Origin of the sequence: Vibrio jasicida 090810c (assembly GCF_002887615.1) — a bacterium.
Taxonomy (GTDB): domain Bacteria; phylum Pseudomonadota; class Gammaproteobacteria; order Enterobacterales; family Vibrionaceae; genus Vibrio; species Vibrio jasicida.
Genome location: NZ_CP025792.1, coordinates 2,000,182 through 2,018,474, shown reverse-complemented (window position 1 = coordinate 2,018,474; position 18,293 = coordinate 2,000,182). Strand labels below are relative to the sequence as shown.

Annotated in this window: 16 protein-coding genes and 1 pseudogene; 6 read left to right on the top strand and 11 right to left on the bottom strand. The window is 41.1% G+C overall.

Features of this window, described 5'->3' with window-relative positions; genetic code table 11:
* Positions 1-7: 7 nt before the first annotated feature.
* The 11 genes and pseudogenes from C1S73_RS09525 to C1S73_RS09470 form a co-directional block, all read right to left on the bottom strand.
* Positions 8-1,006, bottom strand: coding sequence for a polysialyltransferase family glycosyltransferase (locus C1S73_RS09525; protein WP_038864841.1), 999 nt, complete (start codon positions 1,004-1,006; stop codon positions 8-10).
* 4 nt (positions 1,007-1,010) lie between these two features.
* A complete protein-coding gene (locus C1S73_RS28120; RefSeq protein WP_227740510.1) occupies positions 1,011-1,934 on the bottom strand; it encodes a glycosyltransferase family A protein in 924 nt (307 codons plus the stop codon).
* The gene (waaA, locus tag C1S73_RS09510; protein ID WP_038864842.1) at positions 1,928-3,199 is read right to left on the bottom strand and encodes a lipid IV(A) 3-deoxy-D-manno-octulosonic acid transferase; all 1,272 of its coding nucleotides are present in this window, start codon (positions 3,197-3,199) and stop codon (positions 1,928-1,930) included. Before waaA ends, C1S73_RS28120 begins: the two co-directional genes overlap by 7 nt.
* Positions 3,193-4,251 carry a lipopolysaccharide heptosyltransferase II gene (gene waaF / locus C1S73_RS09505; protein WP_038864844.1) on the bottom strand — a complete coding sequence of 353 codons (1,059 nt, stop codon included), beginning with the start codon at positions 4,249-4,251 and terminating at the stop codon, positions 3,193-3,195. Before waaF ends, waaA begins: the two co-directional genes overlap by 7 nt.
* Positions 4,248-5,238 (bottom strand): annotated as a pseudogene (gene lpxM / locus C1S73_RS09500) (lauroyl-Kdo(2)-lipid IV(A) myristoyltransferase). Before lpxM ends, waaF begins: the two are co-directional and overlap by 4 nt.
* A 115-nt stretch (positions 5,239-5,353) precedes the next feature.
* Positions 5,354-6,295, bottom strand: coding sequence for an ADP-glyceromanno-heptose 6-epimerase (gene rfaD, locus C1S73_RS09495; protein WP_038864848.1), 942 nt, complete (start codon positions 6,293-6,295; stop codon positions 5,354-5,356).
* 151 nt (positions 6,296-6,446) lie between these two features.
* Positions 6,447-8,642: a YjbH domain-containing protein gene (locus C1S73_RS09490; protein ID WP_038864850.1), complete on the bottom strand. Its 2,196-nt coding sequence runs from the start codon at positions 8,640-8,642 to the stop codon at positions 6,447-6,449.
* A complete protein-coding gene (locus C1S73_RS09485) occupies positions 8,639-9,370 on the bottom strand; it encodes a capsule biosynthesis GfcC D2 domain-containing protein (protein ID WP_038864852.1) in 732 nt (243 codons plus the stop codon). Before C1S73_RS09485 ends, C1S73_RS09490 begins: the two co-directional genes overlap by 4 nt.
* On the bottom strand, positions 9,370-10,059 hold the full coding sequence (locus tag C1S73_RS09480) for a YjbF family lipoprotein (protein WP_050566664.1): 690 nt from the start codon (positions 10,057-10,059) through the stop codon (positions 9,370-9,372). Before C1S73_RS09480 ends, C1S73_RS09485 begins: the two co-directional genes overlap by 1 nt.
* Positions 10,060-10,141: 82 nt before the next feature.
* On the bottom strand, positions 10,142-10,375 hold the full coding sequence (locus C1S73_RS09475; RefSeq protein ID WP_005434364.1) for a hypothetical protein: 234 nt from the start codon (positions 10,373-10,375) through the stop codon (positions 10,142-10,144).
* Between the two features lie 160 nt (positions 10,376-10,535).
* A complete protein-coding gene (locus tag C1S73_RS09470) occupies positions 10,536-11,879 on the bottom strand; it encodes a hypothetical protein (protein WP_038864853.1) in 1,344 nt (447 codons plus the stop codon).
* Between the two features lie 621 nt (positions 11,880-12,500).
* Between C1S73_RS09470 and gspG the strand changes: the two genes are divergently transcribed.
* Genes gspG through C1S73_RS09445 form a run of 6 tightly spaced genes read left to right on the top strand, consistent with a single transcriptional unit; the run spans position 12,501 to position 18,218 of the window.
* Positions 12,501-12,869 carry a type II secretion system major pseudopilin GspG gene (gene gspG / locus C1S73_RS09465; RefSeq protein ID WP_038864944.1) on the top strand — a complete coding sequence of 123 codons (369 nt, stop codon included), beginning with the start codon at positions 12,501-12,503 and terminating at the stop codon, positions 12,867-12,869.
* Positions 12,866-13,816 (top strand): GspE/PulE family protein, encoded by a 951-nt coding sequence (locus C1S73_RS28200; protein WP_279627852.1) that lies wholly within the window; start codon positions 12,866-12,868, stop codon positions 13,814-13,816. The genes gspG and C1S73_RS28200 overlap by 4 nt, the downstream gene beginning before the upstream one ends.
* Positions 13,788-14,531, top strand: coding sequence for a GspE/PulE family protein (locus tag C1S73_RS28195; RefSeq protein ID WP_279627851.1), 744 nt, complete (start codon positions 13,788-13,790; stop codon positions 14,529-14,531). The genes C1S73_RS28200 and C1S73_RS28195 overlap by 29 nt, the downstream gene beginning before the upstream one ends.
* Positions 14,531-15,727, top strand: coding sequence for a type II secretion system F family protein (locus C1S73_RS09455; RefSeq protein WP_038864854.1), 1,197 nt, complete (start codon positions 14,531-14,533; stop codon positions 15,725-15,727). Before C1S73_RS28195 ends, C1S73_RS09455 begins: the two co-directional genes overlap by 1 nt.
* Positions 15,728-16,132 carry a pilus assembly FimT family protein gene (locus tag C1S73_RS09450; RefSeq protein WP_033004862.1) on the top strand — a complete coding sequence of 135 codons (405 nt, stop codon included), beginning with the start codon at positions 15,728-15,730 and terminating at the stop codon, positions 16,130-16,132.
* Between the two features lie 37 nt (positions 16,133-16,169).
* Positions 16,170-18,218 (top strand): secretin N-terminal domain-containing protein, encoded by a 2,049-nt coding sequence (locus C1S73_RS09445; RefSeq protein ID WP_050566665.1) that lies wholly within the window; start codon positions 16,170-16,172, stop codon positions 18,216-18,218.
* Positions 18,219-18,293: the final 75 nt, after the last annotated feature.

The following is an 18,293-nucleotide window of genomic DNA, read 5'->3' as shown; positions in this document are numbered from 1 at the left end:
CCTTGTTTTACTGATTGATAGTTACAATACCATGTTTAGCATAGGCATCCTCAATTCTTTTACACCTCTTTTGAATGCTTTCAGGGAGCATGTCAGTTAGAGTTTTTATTGTATAGATTGGCATGTCTTTATAAATTAGGGATGCAGTATATTGAGCAGTAGATAACGCTCCAATAAGCTTCGACAACTTAATTTTCTTTTCGACAAGTTCTATTTCTAAAGGGTATTCACTCTGATGGTATGTTAGGTCAGGGATGCTTTTTATCGCTTCCTTTACCTCTTCTGCTTCGGTTCTATGAGGGAAGTAGATGACACCTTGAGGATGATTTAGGACAAATGTTCTTACTTCTTCTACGTAAACTTCTTGAGTCTTTCTACGTTTGTGCCCAATAGCTCCCTCACCAATGAAGCCTACAGGTGACGTTGGATCGAATAGCTCTGTAGAATCTACCTTTTTTTTGAGTACAGCAAGTGTATTTTTGGCGATGACATGTTCAGGGTTTGCTATATCAAAAATAGTGAATAGCTCTAACTTCTCGCTTTGCGAAAGCTCACCAATTGGCGTTATGCCTTGAAATTTAAGAGCAAGGTCATTAATAAAACGCTTTCTTGAATAAATTGCTTTAGAGCGTATCTCTTCTTCGTATTCATTGATAGTTAGAGTGCCATCATCAAAGTACACTTCTTTATCAATGCTTAAATTGCGTAGCAGTAACTTAGTTCGCCAACCATTGTACTCTGCATGGAAGAAATTATTTATTTGTTTTTTCTGTGTTATTTTCCAAATTTCTTTTATCACTTTTGGTAGATTTCGAGTTCTATTTTTTCTCGGAATTTTTATTACATGATCCCATTCGTTTTCATTAACTAATTTTTTTTGTTGACTTAAACCGGGTTCAGATGGTTGCTCGACAAGTAGTAGAATATTATTTCTGACTTTATAGTGTGCTTTTGCTTCAATAGCACATATGTACTGAAAAGGTGATGTTACTAAAAATAAATTCATATTACTACCTATATAACTTATTGATTCTTTTTAAACAAATAAGTAGATAACCTAGATATCCTAATTGCTCAATACAAAAGCAAAATAAATTTTTCTTAAATGAGGTGTTTTCTGGTTTGATAATGTGAAGTCTAGATAGCTGATCTTTAGTCCTTGCATATATAGAGTAATTAGAAAAACCTCTAAAGCAAAGTGACAAAGCAGGAATATAAGCTAAACTGAAGGCTATTTCACCTAGTTCATAATTATATTGTTCAAATAACCCAAGAGACTTAGCCTTACTCTGCAAGTAACTTATAGACGATATACGGCTTTTTAGATGATTTAAAGATCTTGTATTGCTTTGACTTGAGTGATTGTATTGATATATATACAGCTCTTTGTTTATATGCACTCTGCTGTTTTTCTTCAAAGTCCATACTAGAAAACTAATTGCGTTGTCCTCATAGTTAATATCTTCTGGAAAGAACAAATGATTATCTATAAAAATCGATCTTCGAAAAAAGGCACTTACCATTGGACCGGATAAAGGTCCTGGTTTAATTATAGATTCACTCTTTGATTTTGATTTCTTTAATATGTTAAAAGATATTATATCATTTTCTTTTTTATTTATAAGAGGTGATAAATAGTCTTCATGTACTAGATCGTCGCTATCAATAAAAGAAATAAACTTTGTTTTTGAGCTTGTGATTCCTTTGTTTCTAGCTCCACCAGCGCCAGTATTCTCTTGAGATAAAACGGTTAACTTTCTATAGTAAGAAGATTGCTTACTTAGTTTTTCTAATGAATTGTCTGTTGAACCATCATCTACAGCAATAACTTCTGATATCAAGTTAGGAAATTTTTTATCAGCAGCAACAATTGAATCTATACATTCTTCAATAGTTTTTTCTGCATTATAAACAGGTATGATAATAGTTAACATTCTAGTCTTTCCGTAAGTATTTCTAATACAACTCTTCTAATCGAACCTTTGTTCTGTTCTACGAAAGCTTTTCCATTTACCACTAATTTTTCTTTGAGTTGAGCACTTTGAAGTAAGCTAAGCACCGTCTCAGAAAGGTTTACCGTAATTATACTACCATCCTGAGCAATAAGAGAGTTAACCATTTCTTTAAAATTATAGTAGCTCGGCCCAGTGATGACTGGTACACCTAAAGCCGCAGGTTCTAGAACATTATGCCCACCAACTTTATCGCCAATCAAACTACCACCCATAAAGCAAATGTCGGCTGCTCCAATCAAGGTAAGCATCTCACCCATGGTATTTCCAAGATAAACTTGGGTCGATATTGTTACTTCTTCTTGGCTTGTACGGCGAGCAGTTTCAAAGCCTTGACCTTGGCAAAGCTCAAATACATCTTCGAATCGCTCTGGATGTCGTGGAACAAGGATTAAAAGTGCATTTGGATGGGATTCTAAGATTTTTTTGTGAGCTTCTAATGCCTGCTCATCTTCGCCTTTATGAGTGCTGGCAGCTATCCAAATCGGGCGCTCTAATCCAAGGGCATCCCTTAGCGCTTTAGCTTTTTCTTTTACGTCGTCCGATATATGGATATCAAACTTTATTGAGCCAGTAACAAAAAGTTTGTTTTTCTCGATACCTAAACGTTCGAAACGCCCAGCATCTGACTCCGCCTGGCAAAGGACCTTATCTATGCATGGATGTAAGAGGTCAAACAGTGGCTGTACTTTTGCGTAGTTCCTACACGACTTCTCAGAGAGGCGAGCGTTGACCACTATGATAGGGATTCCGGCATTATGGACAGTATTAAGCGTGTTTGGCCAAAGCTCGGTTTCGATTATCAACATTTGCTTTGGCCGTATTGCCTTTAGAAAGCCTTTCACGGCAAAACCGAAATCGATAGGCATATAGCGGTGTTCAACTAAGTCGCCCAACTTAGCAATTTGTTCCGCACCAGTGCTGGTTGTGGTGGTGACTAAAATAGGTTGGGTTGGTTTTTGCTTTTTCAATTCTTTAATGAGTGGGATAGCAGCGATGCTTTCGCCTACCGAAACCGCATGAATCCAAATAGGGTGCTCAGTTGTCTCTAGCTTTGGGGTTATACCAAAATGCTCTTTCCATCGTTGGCCAAATTTGGGCTTGTTCGGTTTACTTTTGTATAAACCAAATAAGAGGAAAGGGGACGCAAGGGCAAGTAGCAATGTGTAAAAAATGCGGATTAGCATGAACTTACCGTTATCGCTTCAAGTTTTTGGATGCTATCTAGCACCTGTTTTGGTGATAATTCAGTTAAACACTTAAGGTGCTTAAACTCACACTCACGCTTAAAGCACGGACGGCAGTCAATGTCGGTGTGAACAATCTCTACCTTTTCCGCAAGCGGTGGAGTGTACTTTGGAGATGTTGAACCATAGACCGCAACGACGTTACAACCAACGGCAGCTGCCACGTGCATAAGACCTGAGTCATTTGCTACAACAGTCTGACATGCCGCCAGCAGATCAACTGCCTCAATCAGGCTAGTTTGTCCTGCCAAAACATGAATCTGGTGCTGATGTTCTTGAGGTGCTAATTGTTTGATTTTGTTACAGGTTTCTAGGTCTTTTTGAGAGCCAAATAGCCAGATTTGCTTTCCTGCATTTGCCATTGCTGATGCAACTTCTGCGTAATGTGTTTCGGGCCATTTTTTCGCAGGGCCAAACTCTGCTCCTGGGCACAGGCCAACAACAGGCGCTTCTTGATTGAGATTAAACTTAGCAATCGCTTCAGCTTGTTCTTTTTTATCAATAAACAGGCTAGGTCGAGGTAATGTTTCTAGACCACCTAGAGAAGAAGAGTCGATCATCTCCTCTTGTGGGTAAGCTAATGCCACATAGCGCTCAACCATGAATTGGAAAGACTTCATGTTTGGTCGCAAGTCATTAAGTAAACCGTAACGCATCTCGCCTTTCCAACCTGTTCGAAGCGGAATATTTGCAAACCAAGGGATAAGAGCTGATTTTGCAGACTTCGGCAGGATGTATGCATGGTCGTACTGTTTTTCTCGTAATGATTTACCGATTTCGCGACGACCAAGTAAGTTGAATTCACCATGACCAATAGGCATTTCAATTGCTTGGTGGATTTCTGGCATGCGCTCAAGGATTGGTTTACACCAACCTGGTGCAATCACATCAATTTGGCTTTCTGGATGAAGTTGCTTTAAGACAATGTAGAGAGACTGCGACATCACCATATCGCCAACCCAAGAAGGGCCAATAATTAAGATTTTTTTCATTTGCTTATTTGCCAGTCAGTGTTGTATCTCGGTTTGAATAGGTTGTAATAGTTATTGCCGTCTTCTTGAGAGTGCAGAAGTTGTAGCACCCACATGTATTGTTCTGGTTTATTTGCAACAAAGTACTCGATCGCTTGATTACAAGTGCGAGCGTCTTGTTCTTCGCCTTTATCTAGCTCAAACGCCGGTAAGATTTCGATATCAAACGTGCCATCTTCTGTGTTCATAGAAGCAAACATAGGTAACACTTTAGCGCGTGATAGTTTGGCAATTTTACCTAAGCCTGGAAGCGTTGCTTTTTTGGTCGCAAAGAAATCGACAAAAACGCTGTGTTCAGGACCATGATCCTGATCGGGTAAGTAATAACCAATGTAACCGTCGCGAACTGATTTCAAAAACGGCTTAACACCACCAGAGCGTTCATAAACGCGACCGCCATATTGCACACGTTGTTCGTGCATTAGCCAATCTGCCACTTCATTTTTCTGCTTTTTTGCCATCGCAGAGACGGGCATTCCCATCGAAGCAAGCAACACCGCGGGAATATCAATTGCCCATGAGTGTGGAACCATCAAAATGACTTTCTCATCATTGTCGATGTGTTTTTGAAGGATGTCTAAACCGCGGATCTGGCAACGCTGCTGTAACCATTTCGAAGAACGTAAGCTAAGTAAGCTGAAGCGGAAAAAGAACAATGCAGCGGTATAAAGCGTTTTTTTCAATCAGTGCTTCGCGCTCTTCAAATGATTTCTCTGGGAAGCACAGCTCAAAGTTGACCCGAGCTCGGTGAGCTGGACCTTTGTGCGATTTAGCCAGTTTCTTTGCGATAGTTTTTGCTAGCCATTTTTGAACCGCTAAAGGTAATAAAGCAAGCGGCAAAGAAAGGACAACGCCTATCCACGTACCCCAATACTTCGGCGCTAAAAAGTGGCGCTCAAATTCAGGGTTATAAGCTTTAGGATCGAAATCATCACGTTGATTAGTCATGAAGTTTTAAGTACCTATATTTTTGGAGAGAGGCGAGTGGAGGTATGTAGAAATGATACTAGTAATAATATCAGAGTAAAGGTGGTAGAGAGTTAACTACCACCTTTGTGGGGCATTAACGGTTTTGAATCGCTAGGTATTCAGCAACACCTTCTGCTACCGTTTTGAATTCTACATCACAGCCGGCAGCACGAAGCTTAGTTAGGTCCGCTTGCGTGAATTCTTGGTAAGCGCCTTTTAGGTGCTCAGGGAACGGAATATTCTCAACCTCACCTTTACCGTGGTGTTTGATAGCTGCCTGTGCGACTTCGTTGAAAGACTCCGCGCGGCCAGTACCACAGTTGAAGATGCCAGAAACACCATTTTCAAGGAACCAAAGGTTTACTTTGCATACATCGCCAACGTAAACGAAATCACGTTTAAAGTGACCACTACCTTCAAATAACTTAGGGTTTTCACCGGCGTTGATTTGGTTGTTTAGGTGGAAGGCTACCGATGCCATGCTGCCTTTGTGATCCTCACGTGGGCCATATACATTGAAGTAACGGAAACCAGTGATTTGAGAAAGCTGCTCACCATGATCCTCTGCGTCTTTCCACAGACGGCGTACATAGTTATCAAACTGTTGTTTTGAATAACCGTATACGTTAAGTGCACCTTCGTATTCACGCTCTTCAACAAACGTTTCTGTCTCGCCGTATGTCGCCGCTGATGATGCGTATAAGAACGGAATCTCACGATCTAAACAGTAATGTAGGAGTTCTTTTGAGTACTCATAGTTGTTTAGCATCATGTACTTGCCATCCCACTCAGTCGTAGCAGAACAAGCACCTTCATGGAAGACCGCTTCGATAGGGCCGAAGTCGTCGCCTGCCATGATTTGGGTAAGGAAGTCATCACGATCCATGTAATCTGTGATATCAAGATCAACTAAGTTTATAAACTTCTTGCCATTTTTTAGGTTGTCGACAACTAAAATATCGTTAATACCTGCTTCATTCAGTGCTTTAACAATGTTGCTGCCGATCATGCCAGCACCACCAGTTACGATGATCATAAGACTTCCACCATAGATTAAAATTTTCTCAGGAAGTTTAGCAGAGTTAAGCCTTTAGGTGCTAGTACTAGGGGGAGTCGTTGTCGTTAGACAAACAAAAAGGAAGCCGAAGCTTCCTTTGTATTAGATATATAACCTATTAATGGTTAGATCACTTTTCATCTGACGTGTTTGGACGTTGATACCAAGGGTTACGCTCATCCGTCAGCTCAATTAGGCTGTACTTACGACCGAGCTTCTGACCACCATCGCGAGTCAATGGCTGCCAGCTAAAGTTCGCACGGTTGTTACTTGGCTTCACCGTCATGATGTCGAATGGTATCGAAATATAGAAGCCTTTAGTAAAGCTACCTTCGCCAAATTCCTCAGACGATAAATCGGTAAATGATGCGAAAGCACCTGCGATCACGCCACTTTTGAACTGCTTAGATACATTCACTTGAGTACCCATATCACCCGCTAGGAACTGTCCCACATCGACTTGAATCATCAAATCTTGTAAGAAATCCCATTGTGGGTAGTAGTAGCCAGATACAAAGCCTGTAAAGCCTTTGTCAATCACTCGGAAAGGACGACCATATTCTGGAACGTTCTGCCATTCTTCATCATAAACACCAAAATAGCTTTGTGGGTCACGTTGCGTAATCAAGTTAACATCAGCCCCTACAGCCCAGTTAGCGCCATTAGGACGATACAGGAACTCAGTACCTACACCAGCAAACATACTCTCCAAGTAACCAGCATAGAACTGCTGATCCATGGTATCCGAGTACTCCTGGAACCAAGTTAACTGAAGGTTTGACATAGTTACCGCGTGTTCGTTTTGATACGCTCGGAACATTGTACGAACCCGAGGGACAGTCGTTGCATCAGGAGGCGTGACGTAAACAAACTTGTCGTAGTTGTTGTACCAATCCCAGTATAGCGAGCCACCAATTTCTAGGTTATCTGTTAGCCAGTAAGAGGCACTACCGCTCAGCCCTACGCTAAATAAGTAAAAGTCTTCCGCACTTCCCAAAGTTTGAGTCAGTTTAGGGGCAAAACCCCAATCAAAGCGTTCAAATCCATCATATGCTAGGTCACCTTGCGGCTTCATTCCTGACGTTGAAGTTGCATCTGAAATTACTGGATCTACATAGTTCACCTCAGCGAAATCACGGTACTTATCTTTAGAGATAACCGTTTGTTCACCAATCAACCCACGACTGCGCTCATTGATAGTAAAAGTATCAATGTTTTCTGGCATCTCGTTGTATAGAACTGCTGATGCTTTTTCATGAGCTTCGGTGCGATCACGATACTTCTTTTGCTCTCCGACTACTGAGACCGTGTTTTCACTAACATAGAGTTGGGCATTTTGGTAACCAGCAACTTTATCTAACTCTTTAGTTACTCGTTCCCAATCTACATCAGACAGTTGCTCCGGTTGCTCGTCATTCATTTCAGGAGTTGGCGTGTCTCGCCAGAAAGACGGCATTTCATTGAAGTTAGTGTAAAGGCTAACACCAGCAACGAGTGTATCACCACGCTCATAACTTAGGCGCAAATCAGCCATATGTCCTAAACGATAGAGAACACCAAAGTTCCAAGGAGTATGGGGCGTCATATCGACTTCTGATCTGACGACAGCATAATCTTCACTGTAGTCATTGCTATCATATTCGATTTTGAACCGCAGTGGTTCGTGTAGAGTCTGGAACTCAACACCACCAAACAGAGCTGCAGGGCCTTTAAATGCTCTTTCAAAGTTAGTTGTGCCGCCTGAATCAAGAAACTCGTCAGAACGCTCGCAGAACTTATCTCCTAACTTACAGAATGGGTTTGTTACATTATCTCGGGTACCTAAGTATCCCCAGCCCATACCAAGTGTAAAATCAAAAGTACCTAAGTTAGGGTTGGAGTAACGTTTTGTTGCAGCGATAAATTCAGCATCGAAAAGGCCTGTACCTGCGAAGTCTCGAATACCAACAGACAGTTCAGGTAGATACTGAGACTCTTGCATCAAGCGAATCTTAAAATCGATTCCTTTATCTGTGTAGTCGTTGTCTACTCCAGGAAAAGACGATGAGTATGGCAGATCCCTTACCTTTGTGTAGCGTATGGTGCTTTCTAACCAAGGTAGTACTTGTAGGGTGACGTTGTAAAACAAATACTCATCACTACCGGTAACTGAAAAATTAAATTCGCCTTCATCAGACATCCTTGCGGTGGGCATCTGCATTAAACCAACACCACCGAAATCCATCTGAGAGGGGGTTAAATCTGGTGCTTCAAAAGGCACTGATTGAGCCAACACTGCTACAGGGCTCATTAGTACAATGGGTAGAAAATTTGTAATGAGCTTCATAAGGCTGTATTCATGTTTATCAAAAGTTCAACGATGGCTTTATCTAAAGGTGACTTCTCAAATTTGTAAAATGGAATGTAGATAATAGTGCCAGGTGGAAGAGAGTAACTTTTTGTCTTCCAGTTTCCAATGTGAGATTGTGTTAGTTTGCCGTCAGGGTAAATAAGTACAGGAGCGTGTTCGAGATTTTTAAATAATGATGTTTCATCATTGAGTAAACTACTCAGGCTCATATTTTCTTCAGTAGGGATAGTTGCGACTTTAGGAGTGTTACCCAATACAAGTAAAGGTATTCCTCGTTCACCAACTGAGAGAATATACTTTCCTTTTAGAAGAGGATTGTTTTTTTTATTTAAACGAACAGTATCTAAATCAATATTTGAAATAACTCTTTTAGAAGTACCAGAACGTTGAATGAAATTAAAAAGTTCCGTCTTGTTGAGTTTATATTCTTTCATCAAATCAAGGACACGCTCTTTGCTGAGTCGAGCTTGCTCTACATCAGAAGGGTTCAGAGAGAAAAGCGTAGTTGATAAGGGGTAAGTTATATAGACATTATGCTTTTCGAGATCCGTTAAAGCTTGGTGCAGTCGTGTTGATGATGAAAACTTGAACTCTTGGCTTGAGTTGGAAAGTTTAAGAGTAAGATAATCGTCTTTTACTTGTTCTGAAGCATATAAAGGCAAGTTCACAAGTATAAAGAAAAATGCAATAGTAAGCCTAAACATTATTTGCTCTCCGCATACCTTTTAAGGAAAGTCATTTCAATTGGTTCCATATCAGGACCAATATATTGTCTTGTTTTTAGAACATTTCCTGAAGTATCAACCCAGTACTTATTCGTAATTTTAGAGTCTAAAGCTTTAAAATAAATGCTTTCTTCAAATATTTGTGTTGGAGAGCTATAGAGTGCGGTTTTTACCGTTGAAGTAATACTTTTAGATAATTGTGCTGTCGCAGAATAGTTGTAGTGATACTTAGGCATCCAATCATAAGTTAATGAATAATTATGAGTAGTATTTACATCATTAAATTCAGGATAAGTGCCAGATAGAGCAACTAGGTTGTTTTCTTGTAAACCTATTGTTTTAACAATACGTCCGTTCTCTGTCACAATCATAGACTTATCAGCGCTAACCCATTTTAGTTGTTTGGCTCCTGTGACTTTGTCTTCTTCAGCAAAAGCCAGCACAACGAAGACTTGCTTTTGGGAGCCTATTCTCAGGTATGCACTAGCATAAGGTACTTGTTTTATCTCGTCGGATGTTAACTCAACATCAATATAGTTTGAGTATGCTTCTTCTATGGTTGCGGAAACATCATTAAACTTTTGCGTACAGCCCGCCATCAATAAAATTGATGTAATGATCAAGAGTTTTGCTTGAGTTTTACCCTCATTACCTCTCATTTTACCCATGCCGTCCTCACCTTGGGTTGAATACAAATAAAATCGCCCTGAAAAGATCAGGGCGATTAACTTCTTTGTCAGACAGTTAAGATTAGTTAGAAACTGAAGCTGAAGTAGAAGTTGAAGTAGAAGTAGAAGAGCTGTCTGAGTCAGACGCTGCTACTGCAACTACAGTTACAGCTGCTGCTGCACCAACAGCTACAGCTGTTGTACCTGTTGCAGATGCAGATGCTGCGCCAGCGCTGCCTGCTTCTGTACCTGTTTCAGCGAAAGCAGAAGTAGAAGCACCTAGTGCCACTAACATTGCCAATGCGATATTTTTCATAATTATTCCTTGCAAGGTTCAATAACATCGATGTGAGGGGAAACCTCAAACTGCATTTTAGGATATATATGCATATGTTGTAAACAGTTGCTTTAAATCAGAACAAACAAAAAAAGCAGGCCGAAGCCTGCTTTTTAACGAGTTATACAAAAGTACTTAATTACTTTTTGTATTGGTCGTTGATAGATTGAACGCGAGAATCGCCTTGACGGTAGTAAGGTACGATGCTTACGTTTTCTTCATCAGCGTCAGAGATGAACGTGATGTTTAGTTTAGTCGCTTCAGTGATACCTAGAGCACCCATGATGTCATCTTCAGAGTACTTAGTTACAGTCTTAGGAGCTGCGTTAGCTAGAGAACCAGTGTACTCGTTGCCGTTGTTGTCGAAAGCAGAGATGCTTACTTCAGCAGCAGAAGAACCGTGGTTAGAGTATTCAACGTTTGAAGATAGGTTCTCGTAACCTACTGGTAGGTAAGGAACGTTAACTACAGACGCGTCTAGTTCCCACTGACCAAGATCAGCAGCTTGTGCTAGAGTCTTAGTACCAGTTGCAGAAGCACCATCGTTGTATTCCACAGCTGCGTCAATTGCGAAGTTTGTAAGCGCAATAGGAGTGTTAGCTGGGTTAGTAAACGTAATTACAGTTGCTTTAGTTGCATCTAGACCTGTTAGAGCAGAAGTAAAGCCAACTAGTTTACCAGCTTCTTCTACTTTAGTTACTGTACCTGTAGTACCAGTGATAGCAAATGCAGCTTCAGTAGCACCACCTAGGTGAAGATCTGCAGAAACTTTGATGTCTGAATCTACAGTAGTTGCAGCAACGTCAAACTCGCTTGCTTTATCAAGAATGTTTACGCGAGCGATATCAGTTAGATCTGATTCGTCAGATGCGAAAGTTGCAAATGTCTCTTGGTTAACACGCTCAACACGGTTGTTGTACTCAGTTTGAACTGAGAATGCGTACTGAGATGCTTCAGTTGCAATTACAGCTGAGCCAGTTTCGATTTCTACGCCACCAAGGTTTGATGCGTAATCGATGTTAGAAGCACCGCCAATGATTAGGTTGCTAACTGTTGTACGGAATGCAGAGTTCGCAACAAGAGGGTTACCTAGGTTAACGTTGAAGCTAATTGACTTAGCAACATCATCAACAGATACAGCGTCAAATGTAAAAGAACCAGTACCAACGTTGAAAGTTAGATCGCCACAGCTAAACGTACCAGTTGTTGGAGCACCACATGCGCCACCAGTTACTGTTGAAAGGTCAACTTTGTCGCTGAAAGAAAGAACAATTTCAGCACCAGCAGAGTGATCTTTAGAAACGATAGTATCGAAAACTAGATCACCTGTAGAATTTAGGCCAACTTCTACAGCTTCAGTAGAAAGTTTGATAACGTCCGCTTGACCTGTAGCAGCATCAACAGGTGTAAGAGTTGCAGCGTTAACGCTTAGTGAGCCAGCAACAGCTAGAGCAACTAGCGAAGCATTAAATAGCTTAGTCATTTTAAATATTTCTCCAATTTCATGAAATTGGTGTCATGAAACCCTAACCAAAAGTTATTGTTTTCCATAACTGCCAACTTAAAAAAGATTTTGCCATTACCGACGAGGCAGCATTGCCACCCGGGTTGGAATTAATGATGCCCCGTGACACCGATTAGGACAAAATCTAATCAATATTGTAGCCACCCCCTCCAAAGGTTTAGCTACAAGCGGAAATATAAAGGAATTAAATGTCAACATCAACTGGTGAGGAGTAGTTATTGTCAAAAAAAATCGCTCTAACTCACACTTATGTCAGCAAAGTGTCCAAAGATTGGTTTTAATTTATAGAACTGTCAGTAATGAGGTTAAATAATGCTCAAATATAACATTTTTATTACGCATTCTGTTGGTTTTGTAATTAAGGGCTTTATTATTGATGCTGTTAATAATATTTGGTTGGCAGATCTGTATATTACTTTGTTAACAGATTTGTGATGTTGTTTTGAGCAACTGATTCTATATGGAGAAGTGGTATGGATTTAAAAATGGCTATGATAGTATCGCCTTCCAATTGGTCTATCTGGGAGCAAAATTTTGGTTGTTAATTCTGTACGTTCTCGCACACGTGGCTTCACGTTAATGGAACTTTTAATTGTTATTGTCATCATGGGCTTATTGATGTCGCTCGTCGCTCCGACCATGTTTTCGAAGGTTGGTGCCTCTAAAGCTAAGACAGCAGAAGCACAAATGCAGATGATGGCGACAGCCTTAGACGTATATCGCTTAGACGTTGGTAACTATCCTTCAGCTCTGGAACAGCTTCGTCAAGATGATAAAGTTGGTTGGGATGGTCCTTATCTTCCAAAAGCGATTCCGTTAGACCCGTGGAACCGAGCATACATTTACAAAGTACCGGGTGAAAACAGCGCGCCATACAATCTAAAAAGTCTTGGCTCTGATGGTGTAGAAGGTGGAGAAGGTGAAGCGGCGGATGTGGTTTATCAATGAGTCAAATTGAAGCCATCTTCAGGTCGCACTTCGATGTCTCTAGTGAAGATTTAGTGAAAGCTCGTCATTTCCAATCGCGGAATGGCGGGCAACTAGAGCAGATTTTAGTCAATATAGGCGCGTTGACAGAAGAGAATCTTCCTGAATTTTACGCGACTTACTTAAAGCTACCGCTTATCACTGAATTCGAACTGCCACCAGGTTTGCTTTTTGAAAACGGTGAAAAGTATTCTGCTTTGCAGAACATGGGCTGGTTGGTTGCCAAGACCGGTGAAGGTGAAATCGTTGTTTTTGCACAAAACCCCCTTCACCCAGAAGCTATTGAGCTTTTATCAAGCTTGGTTCCAACCGAAAATGTCCAGTTTGTTGTTACAAGTGAGTCTCAGTTTGACGAGCTAATACAATCTCATGTTTCTGATGGCGAGGACTCTGATGAAAATGACTTCAACAACCTCAGTTCATTAGAAGAGGACAAGCTTAGAGAGCTTGCTTCTGAAGCTCCAGTAGTAAACCTTCTTAACGGCCTGATCACTAAAGGTTTAAAACTAGGTGCATCCGATATGCACTTAGAACCGAGTGAGAATACCTATCGAGTGCGAATGCGTGTTGACGGCGTACTTCATGAAGTGGAAAAAGTTCCAGCTCGCTTGAGTGTGCCGATAATCTCACGATTGAAAATTCTCTCTGGTATGGATATCGCGGAGAAACGACGACCTCAAGATGGCAAGATCGCAATTAAGATCGCGAATGAAAAACTAGACATCCGTGTCTCTGCCCTTCCTCTTGCAGATGGCGAAAGCATGGTTTTGCGTTTCTTACGACAACAGTCGATTCGTTACGATATTGGTAGTTTGGGTTTATCCAGTGATATTCAAAGCGCTATTCTAGGCGATATAAAAAAAAACAGCAGGCGTAGTATTGCTTACTGGTCCTACAGGCTCAGGTAAAACGACCAGCTTATATACCTTTCTGAGTTTATTGAACGACGAATCTCGTAAAATCATTACTTTGGAAGACCCTGTAGAATACCGTTTAGACGGTATTAACCAAGTACAAGTTCAATCGGATATTGGGTTTGGCTTTGCTGAGGGCTTGCGTTCTATTGTTCGACAGGACCCTGATGTCATTATGCTGGGTGAGATTCGTGATGCAGAAACGGCGCGTATTGCAATGCAATCTGCATTAACCGGACACTTGGTGTTTAGTACAGTACATACCAATGATGCTCCTTCAGCGTTTACTCGTTTACTCGACCTTGGGGCTGAAGAGTATTTGCTGAATGCGGCGTTGGTATCTATCGTAGCTCAGCGACTGGTTAGGAAGTTATGCATTCATTGTGCGGAGCCGAACGACCCTTCAGAAACATTGAAAAGGCACCCAACACTGGCAACCTTAGCCGAAAGAAGCGGACATACGCTCAACTTAAAGCAGGCAAGGGGATGCGAGCACTGCGGGAATACTGGTTATAAAGGTCGTATGGCGATAATTGAATACATGTCTATTGACGATGAGATTCGAGCCCTCAAGAAAGACCAACACTTTCTGCAAAAAGCTATCGCTTATCATAGAAGTATTGGTGGTCGTGGTTTGACTGATGATGGGTTATTAAAAGTATCTCAAGGACTCACAACCATCGAAGAAGTTATGAGGGTGGCTAACTAATGAAGTTTGACTATCAGGCGTATGATCGTCATGGAGCCAAACATAATGGTGCAATTGATGCGTCTTCATTAGAGGACGCAAAAAAGCAGCTTAAGCAACAAAATTTAACGGTCGTAAAGCTACAAGAGACACTAGCAAATAACCGTAGCAAGGCGAGCGGGCCAATTAAACCATTAACGTTAAAAGAGCTAGAAATCATGACATCTGAGCTTGCTCTTTTACTTGAGAGTGGTGTTCGGATTGATAGAGGTTTAGACATATTGGCAAAAGGCAGTGAGAGCAACTTAGGCCGCGTCATGTCTCAACTTGCCAGTGCTGTTCGAAAGGGGGACTCTTTATCTTCTGCAATGTCAAACCTTAAAGGTTTTGACCATGTCTATGTCAGCTTGGTTAAAATGGCGGAAGAGAGCGGTAACCTACCTCTAGTCTTTGGTCAGCTAGCAAAAGAACTTAAGTTTAAATGTGAGTTGAAAGCAAAAATCATTCAGTCACTTACCTATCCGGCAGTGATTTTGTTTGTTTGTGTAGCCTGTATTTTATTTGTCTTTAACTTCATAGTTCCGAGAATGAGTGGGTTATTTGAGCAAGCAGCGGAGTTACCTGTTTATACAGAGATGCTCCTGGGGTTAAGTGCTTGGATGCAAAGTTACCAAATTTACCTGCTGATTGGAGTCATCGGGTGTGTGTTTTTTACTCTTCACTTAGCTAATACGGGGCAGCTTAAGTCTTGGGTTTCGAGGGTTTTTAGCCAAACGCCAGGTCTAAAGAGCTCAATATTGCTTGTTAATCGAATTCAAGTCAGTAGTTCAATGGCAATGTTATTAACTAGTGGAGTGAAGTTAGATCAAGCTTTGAAGTTAGCTTGTGATGGAATCACTTGGATTGAATTACAAAATTCACTCAATGCGGCCCGTAGCAAAGTGAGTGGTGGCGAGAGCTTAACGTTAGCTCTGTCAAATACGGAGTTATATTCAGATCTTTCTCTCTCTTTAATTGAAGTTGGTGAAGAAAGTGGTGAGTTAGCTAGAGTGTTTGATGAGGTTGCACATCGAAGCCGAGCTGATTTTGAATCTTGGACGTCGAAATTAACTTCTATTCTTGAGCCATTGATGATCCTTGTTATGGGCGGGATTGTTGGTGGTGTTGTTGTGGTTATGCTTTTGAGCATAACTTCGTTGAATGATGTGGCGATTTAAATGCACCCACGTGGCTTTACTCTAATAGAGCTATTAATTGTTCTGGCTCTAATGGGACTTGCAGCCTCATTAGTTGGGCCGGCTACAATTGCTCAAGTTGAAAAAGCTGAAGCCAGAGCTGAACTACAAAAGCTAAAAAGTCTAGTTCGCAAGACAAGTAATCTTGCGTTTAACCGTGGTGGGGATATCGGGCTATATGTTCGAAATAATGAGCTAACGTTGTTGGATACCTCTCAACAACCCACAAGTGAAAAGCATATTACTTTTAAATTTCTAGGTTTTCCCGAAGAGCAAATGGTGGCCTTTAATCGCAATGGATATCCAGATCCTGAATATCTCATAGTTGTATTTAGAGGCGCTCGTCAGGAAATCAATTTATTCCGCCTCGTCGAAGCGACAGATTGATATAACGACTGAGGCAAACTCGTTTCATGGAATCAAAATGAATAAACAGTTCAAGTTAACAACGTCCGCACTGTTATGCAGTTCATTGTTGTCAGGGTGTGTGTTAACAGACGCTTCTGAGCGTCAATATCCGGTCAGCGGTTCATTTTTAGAGTCTGAGGCAACAAACAGTGTACCATCAAAAGATGAGGTCACTGAAAAGAAAGCTAGTTCAGACTTAGAGCCAAAAGTAGCAAAACCAGGGGCTGTGTATAAAACAGTACCTACTTTAAAGGTTAGTAATGATCGTTTTGAGGCGGGTCAGGCTCTCTCAACGAACTTCAGTGATGAAGCTAGCCTAAAGCTGGCTGCTGACGCTATGCCTTTGAATGATTTCTTGCATTATGTTTTTGGTCAGATATTGCAAGTTGACTACATTCTTGGGGACAACTTGCAAGGAGTGACAACTCCGGTCACTCTGAATGTTCAAAATGATATCAGCCCGAGACGTCTGTTTGATTTGACACAAGAGCTTTTGGTTCAGCGTGGTATTAGTGTACAGGCACGTGATGGCTTATATGTCATTATGAACTTGAAACAAGATGGTAAATCCAGTGCTGTTTTGGGCTACGGCTCTACACCTGATTCTGTGCCAGATGGTGCTATCGACGTAGTTCAAGTAGTTCCTCTGAAGTTTACTTTCAGTAACTCGACTATGGGTGTAATTAGAGAACTTACTTCAGTTAGAGTTTCTCCAGATTTAAGGCAGGGCGTACTCATTCTGAGCGGAAAGCACTCGGAGGTAGTTAGGGCCATTGAATTACTGAAAATCCTTGATGCTCCCTCAAATACTAGCAAGCATATCGGATTAGTGAAGCTAAGGTACATTACTACTGAGGACTTCATCGCTACCGTGACCGAGCTTTTACAAAATGAGGGAATTGTTGCTGATGGTGGAGTTAATGATAAGCGCTTATCAATGGTACAGATCCCTCAGCTAGGAGCCTTGGCTGTTTTTGCATCGGAAGACTCTTTTATAAAGAGAGTTCGATACTGGGCTGCGCAAATGGATCGACCAAGTCAGGGCGCAGATTTACGTTATTTCATCTATCAACCTAAGTATGCAAGGGCTGCGGATATAGGTGATAGCTTAAGTAAGCTAATAGGCGGTCGTTCGCTATCGGTTCAAAAGAGTGCAGACAAAGACTCTTCTAAAATAGAAGTAAATAGCCAAAGTAGTAACTCAGTATCGAATGACAAATTGAGTTTGGTGGTTGATGAAAGAGCGAATACATTGATATTCAGATCCAGCTCTACCGAATATCAGGCTTTACTGCCGTTGATTGCTCAATTAGATGTCATGCCTAAGCAAGTTATTTTGGAAATGACAATTGCAGAAGTAACGATGACTGACGAATTTAAGTTTGGCGTCGAGTGGGCTTTCTCTAACGGTAACTTCTCTGCAAGCACAAAAGACGCTTTCGGTTTGGATAAAGTCGGAGGTGGTTTTATAAAATGGATGAGCGGCGATGACTTTATCAACTTGCAAGCGTTCGAGAGCAATAACAACGTTAATATCATGTCGAAACCTAGCTTGTTGGTAAGAGATGGCGTTGAAGCAAATATTAATGTCGGTACCGATATTCCGGTAGTAGGACAGACAACGACAGACAGCAATAACGGCGTCACTCGTTCAGTTGAGTACCGAAAAACTGGTGTGAAAGTTGCGGTAACTCCAACGATTAACGCTCAAGGCATTGTCTCAATGGTTATTTCGCAGGAAAACAGTAACCAAGTTGACGGAGGTACCTCTGTAGAAGGCAACCCTTCAATTTTTGATCGTAGCATTACAACAGAAGTAGTCGCTGAGTCAGGTCAAACAGTAATTCTGGGTGGCTTGATCAGTGAGAATGTTACAAACAATGGTTCAGCAGTACCATTCTTAGGCTCTTTACCTGTTGTTGGTGGTTTGTTCGGAACTAAAACTGATAACAAGACCAAAACTGAGCTAGTGATTATGGTAACACCAAGAATTGTTGAAAGCAGCAGTCAATGGGATGATCTGAAAGCACGTTTTGCTCAAGGGCTTGAGCACGTCAAAATTTAAGACATAAAGAGCATAGGCTCATTAATTTGAGCCTATCGACCTCTTTTAATTTAGACGTCAGACGTTAATTTTTGC